Origin of the sequence: Actinomadura rugatobispora (assembly GCF_042656285.1) — a bacterium.
GTDB classification, from domain to species: Bacteria; Actinomycetota; Actinomycetes; order Streptosporangiales; family Streptosporangiaceae; genus Spirillospora; species Spirillospora rugatobispora.
In genome coordinates this window covers 70,808-87,387 of record NZ_JBHSON010000007.1, presented here as the reverse complement: position 1 = coordinate 87,387, position 16,580 = coordinate 70,808, and the positions used below count along the sequence as shown (strand labels likewise).

At 68.6% G+C, this 16,580-nt stretch carries 14 protein-coding genes; 5 read left to right on the top strand and 9 right to left on the bottom strand.

The window, feature by feature from the left end:
• Window positions 1-57: 57 nt before the first annotated feature.
• Together ACFPZN_RS06815 and ACFPZN_RS06810 are read right to left on the bottom strand one after the other, a co-directional pair.
• Window positions 58-642: a carboxymuconolactone decarboxylase family protein gene (locus tag ACFPZN_RS06815; RefSeq protein WP_378280934.1), complete on the bottom strand. Its 585-nt coding sequence runs from the start codon at window positions 640-642 to the stop codon at window positions 58-60.
• Window positions 639-1,646 (bottom strand): alpha/beta hydrolase, encoded by a 1,008-nt coding sequence (locus ACFPZN_RS06810; protein WP_378280933.1) that lies wholly within the window; start codon window positions 1,644-1,646, stop codon window positions 639-641. Before ACFPZN_RS06810 ends, ACFPZN_RS06815 begins: the two co-directional genes overlap by 4 nt.
• A gap of 289 nt (window positions 1,647-1,935) precedes the next feature.
• Between ACFPZN_RS06810 and ACFPZN_RS06805 the strand changes: the two genes are divergently transcribed.
• The 5 genes from ACFPZN_RS06805 to ACFPZN_RS06785 all read left to right on the top strand — a co-directional run bounded on the left by ACFPZN_RS06805 (window position 1,936) and on the right by ACFPZN_RS06785 (window position 7,833).
• On the top strand, window positions 1,936-3,156 hold the full coding sequence (locus ACFPZN_RS06805) for a cytochrome P450 (RefSeq protein WP_378280932.1): 1,221 nt from the start codon (window positions 1,936-1,938) through the stop codon (window positions 3,154-3,156).
• Between the two features lie 10 nt (window positions 3,157-3,166).
• Window positions 3,167-3,361 (top strand): ferredoxin, encoded by a 195-nt coding sequence (locus ACFPZN_RS06800; protein WP_378280931.1) that lies wholly within the window; start codon window positions 3,167-3,169, stop codon window positions 3,359-3,361.
• Window positions 3,354-4,541: an NAD(P)/FAD-dependent oxidoreductase gene (locus ACFPZN_RS06795; RefSeq protein ID WP_378280930.1), complete on the top strand. Its 1,188-nt coding sequence runs from the start codon at window positions 3,354-3,356 to the stop codon at window positions 4,539-4,541. Before ACFPZN_RS06800 ends, ACFPZN_RS06795 begins: the two co-directional genes overlap by 8 nt.
• 62 nt (window positions 4,542-4,603) lie before the next feature.
• Window positions 4,604-5,494, top strand: a complete 891-nt coding sequence (locus tag ACFPZN_RS06790) for an SDR family NAD(P)-dependent oxidoreductase (protein ID WP_378280929.1) — start codon at window positions 4,604-4,606, stop codon at window positions 5,492-5,494.
• A gap of 8 nt (window positions 5,495-5,502) precedes the next feature.
• Window positions 5,503-7,833: a xanthine dehydrogenase family protein molybdopterin-binding subunit gene (locus tag ACFPZN_RS06785; protein ID WP_378280928.1), complete on the top strand. Its 2,331-nt coding sequence runs from the start codon at window positions 5,503-5,505 to the stop codon at window positions 7,831-7,833.
• 48 nt (window positions 7,834-7,881) lie between these two features.
• On the opposite strand, the gene ACFPZN_RS06780 is transcribed toward ACFPZN_RS06785, so the two are convergent.
• The 7 genes from ACFPZN_RS06780 to ACFPZN_RS06750 all read right to left on the bottom strand — a co-directional run bounded on the left by ACFPZN_RS06780 (window position 7,882) and on the right by ACFPZN_RS06750 (window position 16,529).
• Complete coding sequence (locus ACFPZN_RS06780) at window positions 7,882-8,634, bottom strand: SDR family NAD(P)-dependent oxidoreductase (protein WP_378280927.1); 753 nt, start codon at window positions 8,632-8,634, stop codon at window positions 7,882-7,884.
• Window positions 8,635-8,815: 181 nt separating this feature from the next.
• Window positions 8,816-9,958 (bottom strand): acyl-CoA dehydrogenase family protein, encoded by a 1,143-nt coding sequence (locus ACFPZN_RS06775; protein WP_378280926.1) that lies wholly within the window; start codon window positions 9,956-9,958, stop codon window positions 8,816-8,818.
• Window positions 9,959-10,070: 112 nt separating this feature from the next.
• Window positions 10,071-11,696, bottom strand: a complete 1,626-nt coding sequence (locus ACFPZN_RS06770; RefSeq protein ID WP_378280925.1) for an AMP-binding protein — start codon at window positions 11,694-11,696, stop codon at window positions 10,071-10,073.
• A gap of 150 nt (window positions 11,697-11,846) precedes the next feature.
• Window positions 11,847-12,857, bottom strand: coding sequence for an acyl-CoA dehydrogenase family protein (locus ACFPZN_RS06765; RefSeq protein ID WP_378280924.1), 1,011 nt, complete (start codon window positions 12,855-12,857; stop codon window positions 11,847-11,849).
• Window positions 12,854-13,975 (bottom strand): acyl-CoA dehydrogenase family protein, encoded by a 1,122-nt coding sequence (locus ACFPZN_RS06760; protein ID WP_378280923.1) that lies wholly within the window; start codon window positions 13,973-13,975, stop codon window positions 12,854-12,856. The genes ACFPZN_RS06765 and ACFPZN_RS06760 overlap by 4 nt, the downstream gene beginning before the upstream one ends.
• A gap of 1 nt (window position 13,976) precedes the next feature.
• On the bottom strand, window positions 13,977-14,759 hold the full coding sequence (locus ACFPZN_RS06755; RefSeq protein ID WP_378280922.1) for an enoyl-CoA hydratase/isomerase family protein: 783 nt from the start codon (window positions 14,757-14,759) through the stop codon (window positions 13,977-13,979).
• A gap of 15 nt (window positions 14,760-14,774) precedes the next feature.
• Window positions 14,775-16,529, bottom strand: coding sequence for a thiamine pyrophosphate-binding protein (locus tag ACFPZN_RS06750; protein ID WP_378280921.1), 1,755 nt, complete (start codon window positions 16,527-16,529; stop codon window positions 14,775-14,777).
• Window positions 16,530-16,580: the final 51 nt, after the last annotated feature.

Here is a 16,580-nt window from a genome sequence, read left to right as displayed (position 1 = left end):
CCTTCGGGCTTACTCAGAGGCCGTTCGGGCCGTCGCTCGGGTCGCGTGGGTCGTCGGTCAGGGTGTGCGGTGCGGCTCGCTGAGCCAACCGTCGACCTCGATACCGATGGAGTTGAGCATCCATCCCGTCATCGAGTAGAAGCCGATGAGCATGAGGAGCTCGATGAGCTGCTGCTCGTCGTACTCCTCGGCGATCCTCCGCCAGGTCTCCGCCGAGACCCTCTGGTCGTCGTAGACGTCGTCGACGGCCTGGAGCTTGGCGGCGGTCGTGGTGTCCCACGCGTCGTCGCCCGGACCTGCGATCACCGCGCTGATCTCCGCGTCGGTGACGCCGGACAGCTTCGCCGAGCGGGTGTGATGGGCCCATTCGTACGGGCTGCCCACCCGGTGCGCGACCCGGAGCGTGATCAGCTCGCGGTCGTGCGGCGGAAGCACACCGGTACGGAACCGAGTGCCGAGTTGCGACCACGGCTCGAAGAAGTGCGGGTGCTTGACCAGCGTGCAGGGGAGGTTGCGATCCGGCGTCGCGGCCGAGAAGGACGTTCCCGCGGGCAGCAGCGTATTGAGCCGCTCACGAACCTCGCCGACCCGATCCGCCGCCGGCACCGGCTCGATGAACGGCTGGGACTTGGGTGCGGTCACCGGATCGCCTCCTTCTCGATGAGGTCGCGCAGGTCGGCCGGGACGCGGGCGTCGACGTCCTCGGCCTCGGGGTCCCCCTCGACTCGCACGATGTCGGCGGTTCGCGGGCCGAGGTGACGAGCAAGCCACCGGGCTCCGATCTCCATCACATCGGCCAGTCGTGCCCCGTGGACGTCAGTGTGGCCGGCGCCCTTGAGGATCACGAGACGTTTGGGGGGTCCTGCGGCGCCGTAGAGCTGTTCTGCCTGACTCGTGGGCGTCGTACGGTCGAGCTCGGCGGCGATCAGCAGAAGCGGCCGAGGGGCCAGCCGGTCGACGTAGTCGACCGGTTTGTAGGCCATCGTCGAGTCGGCCGTCTCCGACAAGGGGTAGCGCAGCGCCGCGAGCTCGGGGTGCTTCTCGGCGTGCTTCGCCGCTCGCACGTGCGAAGCGGGCTCGAAGTTCATGATCTCCTCGGGCGCGACTGCTTCGCCCCCGCCGAGGACGCGAGCACGGCGGTCGGCGTCGACGCGCGCGAGGAAGTCCTGCCACTCCCACGGTGTGCGGGTGTCGCGCAGGAGAGCCTCGCCGTCGGCGAAGGGTGTGGTGGCAGCGACGCACCGAACCCTCTGGTCGAGGGCGCCGGCCATCACAGCATGTGCTCCGCCGTAGCTGGCGTCACCCCACAGGGCGACACGGTCGGCGTCGACCTCCGCCCGGGTGGTCACGTAGGTGATCGCGTTGCGGACATCCTCGAGCTGCTCCTGCGCGATGTGGCGCCAGCGCGGGCCTTCACTTTCCCCGAATCCTCGGTACTCGAAGGTGAGGACGACGTAACCCATCTCGGCGAAGCCGCGTGCGTACTTCGGGGCGAACATCCCGAACACCGGTCTGTAGCCGAGACACAGGATGATCGCCGGCGCCCCGGCGGCTGGGCGCCGGGCCTGGTCGGGCAGGTAGATGACGCCATGGAGCGACAGTCCAGGGCCGCTGATGAAGCTGATCGTCTCGGACGTCACCGCCATCTGGGCACTCCTCATCTCGGACTATTTCCAATCTGGCCTCATCAGGACCAGGCAGGGGCCTGACGACGGACTCCTCATGACCGAGGTCACGCTGCACTATGTCACACCGATAGAGCATCTGTGACGTAAGCACATCACGAGGACATTCCGTCACACAAGTGCTCCGGGAAAAATGTACAGGCAACCTGTACAGAGATCCGCATCACACGCTACGATGACACACATATCGGCGCAGTGTGCAACGCCATGTCCGCCCTCTTCTGTCACGTCTCCAGGAAGGCCCGCGCCCGTGACCACCGACACCGACACCGACACCGTCAGCGACTACCCGATGGCTCGCACGTGCCCGTTCGACCCGCCGCCCGAGGTGCTCAGCATCCAAGAGCGCGAGCGGATCACTCGGGTCCGGCTCTGGGACGGCTCCCAGCCGTGGCTGGTGACCGGTTACCGGGAAGTTCGGGACATCCTGTCCGACCCCCGGGTCAGCGCAGACACGGACCGGGCCGGGTACCCCTGGAACAGCGCCGGGCAGAAGGGCCGCCGCGGCGTCATGAAGACCTTCATCAACATGGACAACCCCGAGCACGATCGACTGCGCCGGATGCTCACGCGGGAGTTCATGGTGAAGCGAATGCGCGCTCTACGCCCGGAGATCGAGAAGATCGTCAACGGCCTGATCGACGACATCCTCGCCGGCCCCAACCCGGCCGACCTCGTCGAAGCCCTCGCGCTGCCCGTCCCGTCTCTGGTGATCTGCGAGATGATGGGCGTCTCGTACGAGGAGCGGCACCTCTTCCACGAGCTGAGCCGGACGATGATCTCGCGGCTGTCCACTGCCGAAGAGGCCGTCGCGGCGATGCAGGGCATGATGGAGCTGCTCGCGCGGGTCGTGGACGAGAAGGACAAAGCTCCCGCAGACGACCTGGTGAGTCGGCTGGTGACCGAGCAGATGCGCACCGGCCGGCTGAGCCGCGACGAGGTCGTCAACATGTGCCAGCTGCTGTTGGTCGCCGGTCACGAGACCACGGCCAACATGATCGCGCTCGGCACGCTCACCTTCCTCCGGAACCCTCAGGCCCTGAAGGAACTGCGGACCACCGACGACGCGAAGGTGCACGCGAACTCGGTCGAGGAGATGCTGCGCTACCTGACGATCCTCCACGTCGGGCGACGGCGCGTGGCCACCGAGGACTTCGAGTTCCACGGCCACCAGATCAAGTCCGGCGACGGCATCGTCGCCGCCCACGACGCGGCCGACCGAGACGCCGGAACCTTCGAGAACCCCGACGTCCTCGACATCCACCGTCCCTCGGCGCGCCATCATCTCGCCTTCGGATACGGCCCGCACCAGTGCCTGGGCCAGCCGCTGGCCCGGGTCGAGCTGGAGGTCGTCTACTCGACGCTCTACCGCCGGATCCCGACGCTCGAGCTCGCGGTACCGATGGACCACATCGTGTTCAAGACCGACAACGTCGTGTACGGCATCGACGCACTGCCCGTGAAGTGGTGAGAGGACGACCATGAAGGTGACCATCGACGAGGAGAAGTGCGTCGGCGCGGGCCAGTGCGTGTTCAGCGCGCCCGACGTCTTCGACCAGCGCGACGAGGACGGCATCGTGGTGCTCCTCGACGCCGACCCGCCCGAGCGGCTGCACGACGAGACCCGCGAGGCCGCCCACGTGTGCCCGGCCCTGGCCATCATGATCGATGAGTGAACGGCACCCCCGGCCCGCCCGGGTCGTCGTGGTCGGCGCTTCGGCGGCGGGCCTCACCGTGGCCGAGGCACTGCGCCGCGAGGGCTTCGCCGGCGAACTGGTGATGGTGGGCGACGAAACCGAGCCGCCGTACGACCGTCCCCCGCTGTCCAAGCAGGTCCTCAAGGGCGACTGGCCGCTGCGGAAGACCCACCTCCGGAACGAGGAGACCCTCCAGGCACTCGAGGCCGAATGGGTGCTCGGCGCACCCGCCGACTCCGTGGACCTCGGCCGCCGCGTGGTGACCGTTGGCGATCGCGAGATCCCGTACGACGCGTTGGTGATCGCGACCGGGGTGCGCCCGCGAACGCTCCCCAGCGCCCGACAGGTCGGCGTGCACACACTGCGAACCCTTGAGGACGCGACCCGCCTGCGGCGAGACCTGCGCACCACCGCTCGGCTGGCCGTGATCGGCTCAGGGTTCCTGGGCATCGAGGCCGCGGCCGTGGCACGACAGATGGACCTGGACGTCACGGTGATCGACGTGCTGACCGCACCTCTGGTGCGCCAACTCGGACCCGAGATCGCCGCCCATGTGCTCGACCTGCACCTCGGACACGGCGTGGAGTTCCGGCTCGGGACCTCCGTGCCGGCCATCGAGACCGGTTCGGACGGGCGGTCGCACATCCACCTCGACCAAGGTGACCCGGTCGTGGCCGACGCGGTGCTGGTGGGCATCGGCTCGCTGCCCAACACGGAGTGGCTGGCGGACTCCGGGCTGACCATCGAGAACGGCGTGGTATGCGACCAGCACAACCAGGCCCATCCGCACGTATGGGCGGCCGGCGACGTCGCCCGCTGGTACCACCCCGGCATCGGCCGGCACCTGCGCATCGAGCACCGCATGAACGCCACCGAGCAGGGCATGAACGTCGCCAAGGCGATCATGGGAAACCCGGTGCCGTTCGCGCCGGTCCCCTATTTCTGGACCGACCAGTACGACGTGAAGATCCAGGCCTACGGCCACCTGGGTGGCGACTGCGAGGTCGAAGTCGTCGCCGGGTCGTACACAGGAGGCAGGTTCGCCGCGGTCTACCGCGTCGAAGGCGAGATCGTCGGCGCACTGAGCTGGAACATGCCGCGTGAGGTTCGAGCCCTGCGCCGGCAGCTCGTGGAGCGGATGAAGGCAGCCACCGGCTGAGACATGCCCTGCTCCCAGTCCAGGCTTCCCCACGTGCACGAGAACGAACGAAGGAGGCTCCGATGGGTGAGCTCAGTGGCAAGGTCGCGGCGATCACGGGAGCCGGAGCGGGCCTCGGCAGGCGCTACGCGCTCGACTTCGCCCGCGAGGGTGCCGCGGTGGTCGTCAACGACCTCAACGTCACTGTCGAGGGTGACGCGCTGGGATCGGACAACGCCGCCGACGTCGTGGCCGAGATCGTCGCGGCCGGCGGGCACGCGGTGGTCAACCACGCGGACGTGTCCGACCCCGAGGGCGCCGCCAGCATCACGAGAACGGCGGTCGAGTCATTCGGGACCATCGACATCCTCGTCAACAACGCCGGAGTGGTCATCGACGCCCCTGTCCCGCGGATGAGCGACGCGGCGTTCCGCAAGGTCATCGACGTGCACCTCACGGGCACGTTCCTCGTTTCCCGCGAGGCATTCGCGCACATGGCCGACCACGGCGGCGGTGCCATCGTCAACACCACCTCGCGCAGCGGTGTCCGGGGCAAGTCGACGCAGGCGAACTACAGCGCGGCCAAGGGCGGCATCGTCGCCATGACCAGCACGCTGGCCATCGAGGGCGACGCCTTCGGGATCCGCGCGAACACCATCTCCCCGCGCTTCGCGAGCCGCGCCTGGGGCGACGGCCGGGTGACCTCCAGCGGCGTCCTGACTCCCGAGATGCGGCAGTTCTACACCAGCGATGCCGCAGCCCGGGTCGTTCTCTACCTGGCCAGCGACCGCTCGGCCGCGCTCTCGGGCCGTGTTCTCTTCGCGAGCGCCGACGCGATCCAGGAGATGCGCTGGACCGGGGCGGAGACCTGGGTGCCCGGCGGCAACGACTGGGACCTCGACGACCTGGAGAAGGCGATCGCCGACGGCCACGTGCTCTTCACCGAGGATTCCAACCTCGGCCGCCCGATCTGAGGACGGCGATGACCACCAGCACCACCACCTCGGTTCCGGGCACCGGCGGGGACCGATCGCGTCCTGCGGTCGGCGATCCCCGCACCCGCCACGAGGACGATGGACTGCTCCGCGGGGCCACGGCGTTCACCGGCGACCTCGAGGTTCCAGGCATGCGATATGTCAGTCTCGTCCGTTCCCGCACCGCACACGGCCGGATCCGGGCCGTCGACACGGCCGCGGCCCGCGCCCTGCCGGGGGTGGTCGCCGTGCTCACGGCGACGGACCTGAACCTGCCCAAGCTCGCCGCGTCCCCCGCCACCCTCCCCATGGATCCGCGACTGCACCGCCCGCTGCTGGTGGGCGACAGGGTCCGCTTCGTCGGTGAGACGATCGCCGTCGTCGTGGCCACCTCCGCGTCCACCGCGCGTGCCGGCGCGGCCCGAGTGGAAGTCGACGTGGAGGAACTCGAAGCGGTTGCGTCGGCCGAAGACGCGCTGGCCCCGGGCAGCCCGCGGCTCTTCGAGGACTTCGACGGCAACGTCTGCCTCGAGACGCTGCTCGAGACCGGCGACCCCGACATCGCCGGGCCGGTCGAAGTCGCCGTCCGCGTCGAGCAGCCCCGCATGGGTGTCATGCCGATGGAGCCCGCAGCGGTCCTGGTCGTACTCGATGCAGACGGCGGCCTGGACGTCATCGCCTCCACCCAGATGCCACACCGGTCACGTCTGATGATCTCGGCGCTGCTCGGCATCCCCCTTGACCGGCTGCGGGTTCGCTGTCCCGCCGTCGGAGGCGGGTTCGGCGGCAAGACCCCGTTCGACGCCGACTACCTGTTGGTGATCGCAGTCGCCCGCCACCTGGGCGTTCCGCTCCGGTGGACGCAGACCCGGCACGAGAACCTGCTCACCATGCAAGGCCGTGGATACGCCTTCGACGTGCGCCTGGTCGCGGAGGAGGACGGCAAGGTGCTCGGCCTGCGGGTGGAGGCTCTCGGCGATGCGGGCGCCTACCCAGGAGTGGGCGTCAGCCCCATCCACACCGCACGGGGCCTGCTCACCGGCACCTACGACATTCCCAACCTGCGCGCGCGCATTCGTTGCGTGATGACCAACACCGCACCGACGGGCGCTCTGCGGGGCGCGGGACGACCGGAGGGGATTCACGTCATCGAACGCGCCATGGACGAGCTCGCGGCGCGGCTCGGGATGGATCCGGCCGAGGTCCGCAGACGCAACTTCGTGGTGCCCGGACAGTTCCCCTACACGAACGCGGGCGGGGAGACGTACGACAGCGGCGACTATCACCGCGCGCTCGAGACCGCTCTGTCCGCGGCCGACTACACGGCGCTTCGCCGCGAGCAGGCCGCGCAGGACCCTGCGGGACGCAGCATCCTCGGGATCGGGATCAGCTCGTACGTGGAGGTATCGGCCAGCCCCAAGATCGGCCTCGCCGCCGAAGGCGCCCGCGTCATCCTCGGGTCCAGCGGTGACATCGAACTCCGGGTCGGCACATCCGCACACGGGCAGGGTCACTGGACGATGTACAGCCAGATCGCCTCCGCTGTCCTTGGCATCGCACCGGAGCGTTTCACCCTCGCGCCCGCGGACACGGACCTCACCTCTTTCGGTCAGGGCACGGGCGGCTCAAGGTCCGCGCAGATCGGCGGGTCCGCCGTACACCTCGCCTCGGTCCACCTGCTCCAGCAGGCGCACGCCCTCATCGCCGAGCAGGTCACGTGCGGTACCGATGAGATTCGGCTCGTAGACGGGGAGTTCATCGCGGGCGGCTCACGCTACGACTGGTCCCAGGTGGCCGCCCTCGCCGAGCACACTGGTCTCGCCGGTGAGCATCATTTCGACCAAGGTGCGGGCACTGCGCCGTACGGTTGCCACATCGCCATCGTCGAGATCGACACCGGCACCGGCAAGGTGCGCATCCGACGCTTCCTGGCCGTCGACGACTGCGGCACGGTCATCAATCCGTTGATCGTCAATGGACAGGTTCATGGCGGGATCGGCACCGGCATCGCCGAGGCGCTCTTCGAGCAGATCACCTTCGATCCGGGCGGTCTTCCGACAACGGCCAGCCTGGCCGAGTACCTCATGCCCAGTGCCGCCGATCTCCCGTCGATCGCAGTCATGCACACGGTCACGCCGACGCCCCTCAACCCCCTGGGCGCCAAGGGCGTCGGCGAGTCCGGCGCTACGGGGTCCCTGGCCGCCGTGCACAACGCCGTGATCGACGCGTTGCGCGCCGTCGGCGCCGGGCAGGTGTCCATCCCGGCGACACCTGAGCGCGTGTGGCGGGCGTTGCACGCTCGGGAAGCCGGCCGGGACCGGAGCGGGACCGGAGTCTGAAAGGGCAGCGGCAAGCCGCTGCCCTTCCGGCTCTGTCGGCACCTTCGGTCAGCGCAGAACGAAACCGCCGTCGACGATGATCTGCTGCCCCACGAGGTAGGACGCCTGGTCCGACAAGGCCCACACCACGGCCTCACCTACCTCGGTGGGAGTTGCCATGCGGCCCCAGGGCACGATCGACTTCATGACGTCGGCGAGGTCGCCACCGCTGCCGACCATCGGGGTGTCGGTGACACCGGGCGAGACCACGTTGATCCGGATGTTGCGGGTGACGTAGTCCAGCTGCGCGCTCTGGCTGATCCCGACGATGCCGTGCTTGCTCGCGGTGTAGGCGCCGTGCTGTGTCAGCGGCTTGGTGGCGTTCACGGACGCGATGTTGACGATGCTGCCGCCGCCGGCGGCGAGCATGTGCGGGATCTGGTATCTCATCCCGTAGAACGCGCCGCTGAGGTTGATCCCGATCGTGCGCGCCCAGTCCGCGACGTCGATCTCGTGCAGATCGGCCTCCTGGCCCGGCACCGCGGCGTTGTTGACCGCGTGGTGAAGCCCGCCGAACTCGTCGACGATGCGGGTAACGGCGGCCTCCACCTGCGTGGGGTCGGCGACGTCCGTCGGAACGGCGATCGCGGATCCGTCGGCAGCCCCGTTCAACTCTTCGGCGACACCCGCGAGCAGGTCTTCCTGCAGCCCGACGAGACCCACCTTGGCACCGCGTTCGGCGAGCAGCCGGGCGGTCGCTGCCCCGATCCCGGTCGCCGCACCGGTCACCATCGCGACCTTGCGGTCGAAGTCCTGCGCCATTCAATCCACATCCTTGGGTCGTGCGTCCGAACCACCCCAAGGCAGTTCTGGCACAGAGTTACGAGATATGCGACATCATGTCGCCGTGACCGCCATCACGTCAACGCTCCGGGCGGGCGAAGAGCCGCTCCGCCGATCCGAAGGCCACCTGCGACGGCCGGCACGCCAACGGGCGCTGCCGTCATCTCAAACCCATCGACTTGGCGATGATCACCTTCATGATCTCGCTCGAGCCCGCGTACAGCCGGGCGGCGCGGGCGTCGACGTACGCCCGCGCGATGGGGTACTCCTCCATGAAGCCATAGCCGCCGAAGAGTTGCAGGCATCGGTCGAGCACCCGACCCTGCAGTTCGGTGGTGAACAGCTTCACCTTGGCCGCGTCGGCCGGGTCGAGATCACCGGTCTCGTTGGCCACGAGCGCTCGGTCGACCAGCGCCTGGCCGGCCTCGACCTCGGTGGCGCAGGCGGCCAGCTCGAACTTCGTGTTCTGGAACGCCGAGAGCGTGGTGCCGAAGACGCCGCGGGTGTTGACGTACTCGACGGTGGCCTCGACCGCCGCGGCCGCCGCCGCCTGGCTGTTGATGCCGATGGACAACCGCTCCTGAGCAAGGTTGCGCGTGAGGTAGGAGAAGCCCTGCCCCTCCTCGCCGAGCAGGTTCTCGACCGGGACCTCGACGTCGTCGAAGACGAGCTCTGCGAGATCCTGACCCTTCAGGCCGATCTTGTGCAGCTGCTTGCCGCTCTCGAATCCCTTCATGCCGCGCTCGACGACCAGCAGGCTGAGCCTGCCGCGGTCACCGGCGTCGCCCGTGCGAGCCGCGACGATGATCAGGTCGGCATTGCCACCGTTGGAGATGAAGGTCTTCGCGCCGTTGAGGACGAAGCCGTCACCGACCCGGCGAGCACCTGTCGTGATGCCACGGAGGTCGGAGCCCGCGCCCGGCTCGGTCATCGCCAGAGCCGCGACCGCCTCACCCGAAGCCAATCGGGGCAGCCACCGAGCCTTCTGGTCGTCCGTGGCGAGGTGCAGGTAGTAGGGCATGCAGATGTCGGTGTGCACGCGCAGACCACCGAGTGCCAATCCGGCCCGCTGCGCCTCCTCCGTGAGGATGGCGTTGAACAGGAAGCTGTCGATCCCACCCCCGCCGTACTCCTCGGGGATCTGGATTCCGAGCAGACCGAGTTTGCCCGCGTCGAGCCAGAACGACCGAGGAGGAACGCCCGCCGAGCGCCACTCGTCCTGCTCGAGCGTGAGGTCGGCGTAGAACCGGCGCACCGTCGATCGAAAAGCCTCGTGCTCGTCGTCGTAGAGGTCGCGCTTCATGTTGCTGGTCCTTCGTCTTGCGGTCGATTCCGCGCATGAGGCAGCCTGCCGCCGCCCGATGTCGGCCGGCGGCAGGGCGCGCACGGCGCCCTGGGGTGGGAACAGAGGGTGGTCAGACCGGTTTCGCTTCGACGAAGTCCTTCGCCGTGGCGTCCCACGTCGAGGTCGTCAGGCCTTGGGACTTGATGCGATACTTCTCCACCTTGGCGATCGGGTTACGCGGGAGGCTGGCGACTATCTCGTAGTAGCGAGGGACCATGAAGAACGGGAGCTTCTGCGCGCAGAACTCCTGGAGTTCGGCGTAGTCGACCGTGGCGTCCTCGACGAGCTCGACGACGGCGAAGATGTCGTCCTCCATGACCTCGCTCGGCACGCCGACAGCAGCCGCATCGTTCACTGCCGGGTGTTGACGCAGCACGTCCTCGAGCTCGGCGGCCGAGACGTTCTCTCCCCGGCGCCGCAGTGCGTCCTTCTTGCGGCCCTCGTAGTAGAACCAGCCGTCCTCATCGATACGGCCCAGGTCACCGGTGTGGAACCACAGGTTGTCCATGGCCTCTTGTGTCGCCGCCGGATTGCGCCAGTAGCCGCTGAACATCACCTGCGACTTCTTGGGCCGGACGACGATCTCACCGGTGGTGTCGAGGGGAACGTCGACGTCGCCGTCCTCGACCAGCCGCACCTCGAACAACTCATCGTTCACTCGACCGGCCGAATTGGGCGGATACGGGACGTCCAGCCCGCCCTTGGTGATCTGGCACGCCTCGCTCAGGGCGTAGCACGTCACGATCTTGCAGTCGAACCGCTCCTCGAACTGCTGCTGGATGGTACCGGGCACGGGCGCAGCGAAGATCGCCCGCATCGGCAGTTCGGCGTCCTCCGGAGTCTCGGGCTGGTTGTAGAGCATGACGATCATGGACCCGAGAAGGTGCACCACGGTGGCTTCCGTCTCCCGGACCCGCTGCCAGGTTCGGCTCACGGAGAACTTGGGGTCGAGAACCGTGTGCTGTCCCGTGAGGAGCGAGCCGACCACGCCACACGCCTTCGCCGCGAGGTGGAACATCGGCATCGAGCCGAAGTAGGTGTCGTCCTCGGTGGACTGGTAGAGCCCCAGCATCTGCCTTGCGGCCGAGAGCAGGTAGTTGTGGCTGAAGGTGACCCCCTTGGAGGCACCCGTGGTGCCGGAGGTGTAAATCACCGACGACATGTCACGGTAGGAGATCTCGCCGGGCAGGTTGAGGCGGGACGCCTCGCCTTCCTCGAGATGCTCCCACGGCACAGCGTCCAGCCCGGCGGCGCGCAATCGCGCCAGCCCGCTCGAGTCTCCGCCCCGCAGCACCACGATCTCGACGCCCCCGTCACGGGCCGTGTCGCGCACCGTGTCCAGGTACTCGTCGTCGCACAGCAGGACGCGGCTGTTCGCGTTCTGCAAGGTACGGCGCAGGAAGTCGCCCGTGTACGCCGTGTTGATCGGGATGTCGACCGCGCCCAGGCGAGACGCACCGAGCCAGCCGAGGACGTGGTCGGTCGAGTTGGCCATGAGCATGCTGACCGGCTCGCCGCGCCCCACCCCGAGCCGGAGGAGGCCGTTCGCGTAGCGGATCGAGCGAGTGGCCATGTCCGCGTAGCTGATGTCGACGCCATTGATCGTCACCGCGACACGATCACCCGACATCTCGGCGCGACGGTCGAGGACGACGGGCAGCGAGACCGCGTCGTCGGGCTGCCAGGCCGCGGTCACCGTCGTCCCCTCGCGATCGGTCGACCCGCCTCAGTGACTGAGAAGCTCATCGTTCTCATCCTCACTCCACGACTTGTGCTCGTCCATCGCGGGGCCACCGCGACAAACCACTGTTCGACACAATGACACAAACCTCGTAATGCGTGCCACCTATGCGGTGAACGCATCCCAGACCGCCGACTCGCCGCCCTCTCGAGCCGCGCGGCCGACCAGTTCGGACCATCTCCGGGCGCCACCATCGGCGTCTCGCCAAGACCACAGCCGCCTCGTGTAGGCACCCAGTCCGTACTCCTCAGTGATTCCCATGGCGCCGTGCAGCTGATGTCCCCGCGCCGCGACATCGGTCGCGACCTCGTCGGCGATGGTGCGGCAGATGGCTGCGGCCTCGAGGAAGCCGCCGGCGGCGTCCCGCTCGGCGAGCAGGGCGGCGCGCTCCACGACGCTCTCGAGCTGGATGAGTCCGGTCCGCATGTGCGCCACAGACGCGGCGACCGCCGGGATCCGCACCAGTGGCTTGCCGAACTGTTCCCGGGTCATGACGTGTGCCCGCGCCAGGGCATGGACCCCGCGCGCGGCTCCCAGGACCTGGGCGCTCCACAGGATTCCCGCGCGAGCCCGCGCTGTCGTCCGCTGCCCGGCCCACCGACCGACCTCGACGACCCCACCGAGGGCGACGGTGTCCACAGGTCCGCCCGCCAGGTCCTCACCGGTCGTCACCACGTTGACCTCGCGAGCAACCGACACGGTGCCGTCGGCTGCGATCAAGACCACTTCGTCGAGCCATCTGCCCCACGGCACGACCAGGCGACCGTCGTCGAAGCCATCGTCGACGATCAGTCCACGCGTCACGGGGGTGACGGCTTGATCGCCGTGGCCGAGCACCCAGGACGCGACCAGGTTCGTGGGAAGCGGGAGGTCGAGCCCTCGCAGCGCGGCCTGCTCGCAGAGGACGACCTCGTCGAGGAACGTGCCGCCCGAGCCACCGGCGTCCTCCGCCACCGAGATCGCGGTGAGCCCGAGTTCCACGAGCCGCGGCCACGCCGCCGGCGGCTCCTGGCCGAACGCGGATGGCGAGTCCTTCGCGATGTCCTGCACCAGCCCCGCGAGGTCGCGGTGGCGCTCGGCGAGGACGGCGGTCCCTTCAGCGGTACGTCGGCTCATGCGACTGACTCCTGTCGAGCGATGAGGGACAGCATCACATCCGCCGCTCCGCCGCGGATGGTGAAGCCGGGCATCGACATCAGTGCCTGCCCGACCAGGCTGTCGGCCGTCAGCGGTCCATCGTGGGCCTGCCGGGCGAGGTCGACGAGGTCCTGCTCGAACGTGTTGCCCAGCAGCTTGAGCGTCGCCGCCTCCTGTACCGGTGCTGCTCCGTTGTCCATCAGCCGCGCCACGCGATAGGCGAGTCGCCTCAGCATCGCGAGACGCGCGACCGCCTGCCCGATCTGCACATCGAGGGAGCCGTCGGCAGCGCGCGGGCCGGCGAGTATGCCGGCGAGCAAGATGTAGGACGAAAGGGCCCGCTCTGGTCCCCCGCGCTCGAAGCTCAACTGCTCTACGACCTGCGACCAGCCACGGCCGCGCTCACCGACGATGCGACGCGCGGGCACGACGGCGTCGTCGATGAGCACCTCGTTGAAGTGGTGCTCCCCTGCGATGTCCGGGATCGGCGAGACCGTGATGCCCGGAGTGTCCATGTCGATGATGAACTCGCTCAGGCCCTCATGCTTGCGCTCGCCGGGATCGGTCCGGGCGAGCACGTACATGTGGGTGGCCCGATGGGCGTTGGTCGTCCAGACCTTACGGCCGCGCAGCACGAACGTACCGTCCGGTCGCTCGGTCGCCGTGGTCCGGACCGACGCCAGGTCCGAGCCGGCCTCCGGCTCGCTCATCCCCAGGCAGTAGACGGCTCGCCCTGCGACCATGTCGGGCAGCAGCTCCCGGCGCAGCTCCTCGCTACCGTGCCGCAGCACCGCCGGGCCGATCTGGCGATCCGCCATCCAGTGGGCGGCGACCGGAGCCCCCGCCCGCAGGAGTTCCTCCGTTACGGCCAACCGGTCCACGTTACGCAGGGCGGCACCACCGTACTCGACCGGCCACGTCAGGCCGATCAGTCCGGCGGCCGCGAGAGCAGCCGAGAACTCTGGGTCGAACCCGCGCATCCAGTTGTCAGGCCGCGGCTCGTAGCGTCCGGTGTCACGCCACCGCGCTGTCAGCGCGCGCACTCGCTCACGCAGCTCTGCCGTGCCGGCGGCGGGCCCTTCGTCGAAGTCCAGCATCTCAGCGCCCCGAGTAGACGGGCTGACGCTTCTCGCGGAACGCCTGCATGGCTTCCCGCGAGTCGTCGGTGGACGTCACCACCGCTTGGTGCGACGAGATGAGATCGAGTGCTGCGCGCAGCTCGTGACGCTGCGCGTCACGCACCGAGCGCTTGATCATCGAGACGGCGATGGGTGGCATCGCCGCCAGGCGCTCAACGTACTCGCGTGCGGCTGCGGGAAGCTCCTCGTCGGCGTGGACGGCGCTGACGAGGCCCATCTCCAGCGCCTCGGCGGCGTTGACGAAGCGGCCGGTCCACAACAGGTCGAGAGCCTTCGCCGTTCCTACGATCCGCGGCAGGTAGTAGCACCCACCGTCACCGGGCACAAGGCCGACGCGGACGTAGCCCTCGGAGAAGCGCGCCGAGGACCCGGCTAGGCGGATGTCACACATGAGGGACATGTCCATCCCGGCACCGACGGCCACGCCGCCCACCGCGGCGACGTACGGCTTCGACAGCGCTTCGGCCGCGAAGGCGACCTGGTGCACGCGCTCGTCGAGCAGACGCTTCTCCGCCAGTGGCGTCCGTTCGCGCTCGGCGAAGGCGTCAAGGTCGACGCCTGCGCAGAACGCGTCCCCGGCACCGGTCAACAGGACGGCGCGTACGACCGGGTCGGCCTGGGCCTCGCGGAGCCGGGCCGCCCACTCGTCGACCATCTCAAGCGTGAAGGCGTTCTTCCGCCCCGGCCGATTGAGGGTGATCGTCGCGACATGGCCGCTGACGTCGTAGAGGAGATCGGTCATCGAGGTCCCTCGCGCTCAGGCCTTGTTCGTGTTGCCGGACATCAACGGCGACACCGTCTTGAGGTAGGTGTGCTCCTTGTCCAGGGCGACCTCCACATCGATGACGTAGGGCTTGTTGGACGCCAGCGCTTCTTCCATCGCCTTCGCGAACTGCTCGGAGTTCGACACGCGCGCCCCCTCGGCACCCATGGCACGAGCGACGGCGCCGAAGTCGTACTCGCCGAGCTCGGCGGTGATGTGGCGCTTGCCGAGGCCGTTGTAGACCCAGCCCAGCACGTTGTTGTTCATGACCACGACGATGATCGGGATGTCCTGCTCCAGGGCGGTCATGATGCCGTTGAGGCTCATACCGAACCCGCCGTCTCCGCAGACCGCCACGGCAGGACGCGACGGGTCGACCAGCTTGGCCGCGAGCGCGGCAGGGATGGCGTACCCCATGCCGCCCACGCCGGCCGACTGGAGGTAGTCGCCCCGACCGGCGCACTGGAAGTAGCGCATCATGAACAGGCGGTTCTCGCCGGCGTCGCAGGTGATCATCGCGTCGTCGGGCAGCGCTTCGTTCAGGACCTTCACCACGCGCTCCGGCAGCATCGGCTCGCGGTCGTCCGTGCTCGATTCGTCATCGAACCAGCCGAACTCCCGGCGGGCCGACTCCACCGCGGCCACCCGCTCGGCCACGACCTCGGCGGACGGCCGCGTGTCGACATCGAGCTCGGCGAGCCGGTCGAGAGTGGCGGCCAGGTCGCCGACGAGGCTCTGGTCCACCGGGTAGGTCCAAGCGGCGTTCTGCGGCTCGATGTCGATCTGGACCATGTCCTGGCGAGTCGGGTCCATCAGGTCGGGCGACTCGTTGGCGGTGTCGGTCGGAGCGAGCTTGGAGCCGAGCACGACCACCAGGTCGGCCGCGGCGATGGTCGCGTTCGCGAGCGGGGTGCCGAACTGGCCCGACACGCCCAGCCCGAGCTCGTGCTTCTCGTTGAAGACCCCCTTGCCGTTGCTCGAGGTGGCCACCGGGGCGCCGTACCGTGCGGCCAGATCGGCCAGCTGGTCGTATGCCTGGCTGATCCGGACACCGTTGCCGGCGACGATGACCGGCTTCGACGCCGCCGCGAACCGTTGTGCGAGCTCAGCGATGCCGGCGTCCGGAGCCGCGGGCTTGTGCTGCTCGACGTAGCGCTGGGTCGGGTAGATCGTCGGCACCGTGGAGGGACCGACCTTGCTCTTCAGGGCCCGGCTGGAGAAGAGGACGGCGACCGGCCCGCGCTCACCGCTGGTGGCGTGCTTGATGGCCAGCTGCACCGTCTGCACGGCCATCGGCCCCTCGGTGACGACCGTCGTCCTCTTCGTGACGCCGTCGAGCGTCGTCTTGGCGTCGAACCCGCCGTACGCGCCGGCACCGGTCTGGTAGTAGCCGTGGTGTGCGAACGGGTGCCCGTCCGAGAGGTCGGCGAGCAGCAGCATCGGCGAACTGGAGAGCTTGGCCTCCAGCGTGCCGAGCAGCGCGTTCGAGATGACCCACGCGCCCTGGCCGTAGACGACACCGGGGCGGCCGGTCAGACGTCCGTACACCTCCGCCATGACGCCGGCCAGCGACTCCTCACGCACCGTCACCGCGCGGATCGTGTCCTTGTGCTCGTTGAGCGCATCGAACAGCATCCAGCTGTCACCGCCGATGATCCCGAAGACCATGTCGACGCCCGCCTCCTCGAGTACGCGGGCGACGGCCTCTCCGACGCGGATGTCGGTGTCGGTGAATCGTTCGGTTGCCATGCTTCCTACTTTCGGTGCAGTCGGTGCCGACGGGCGTCGGAGCGCTGTCGT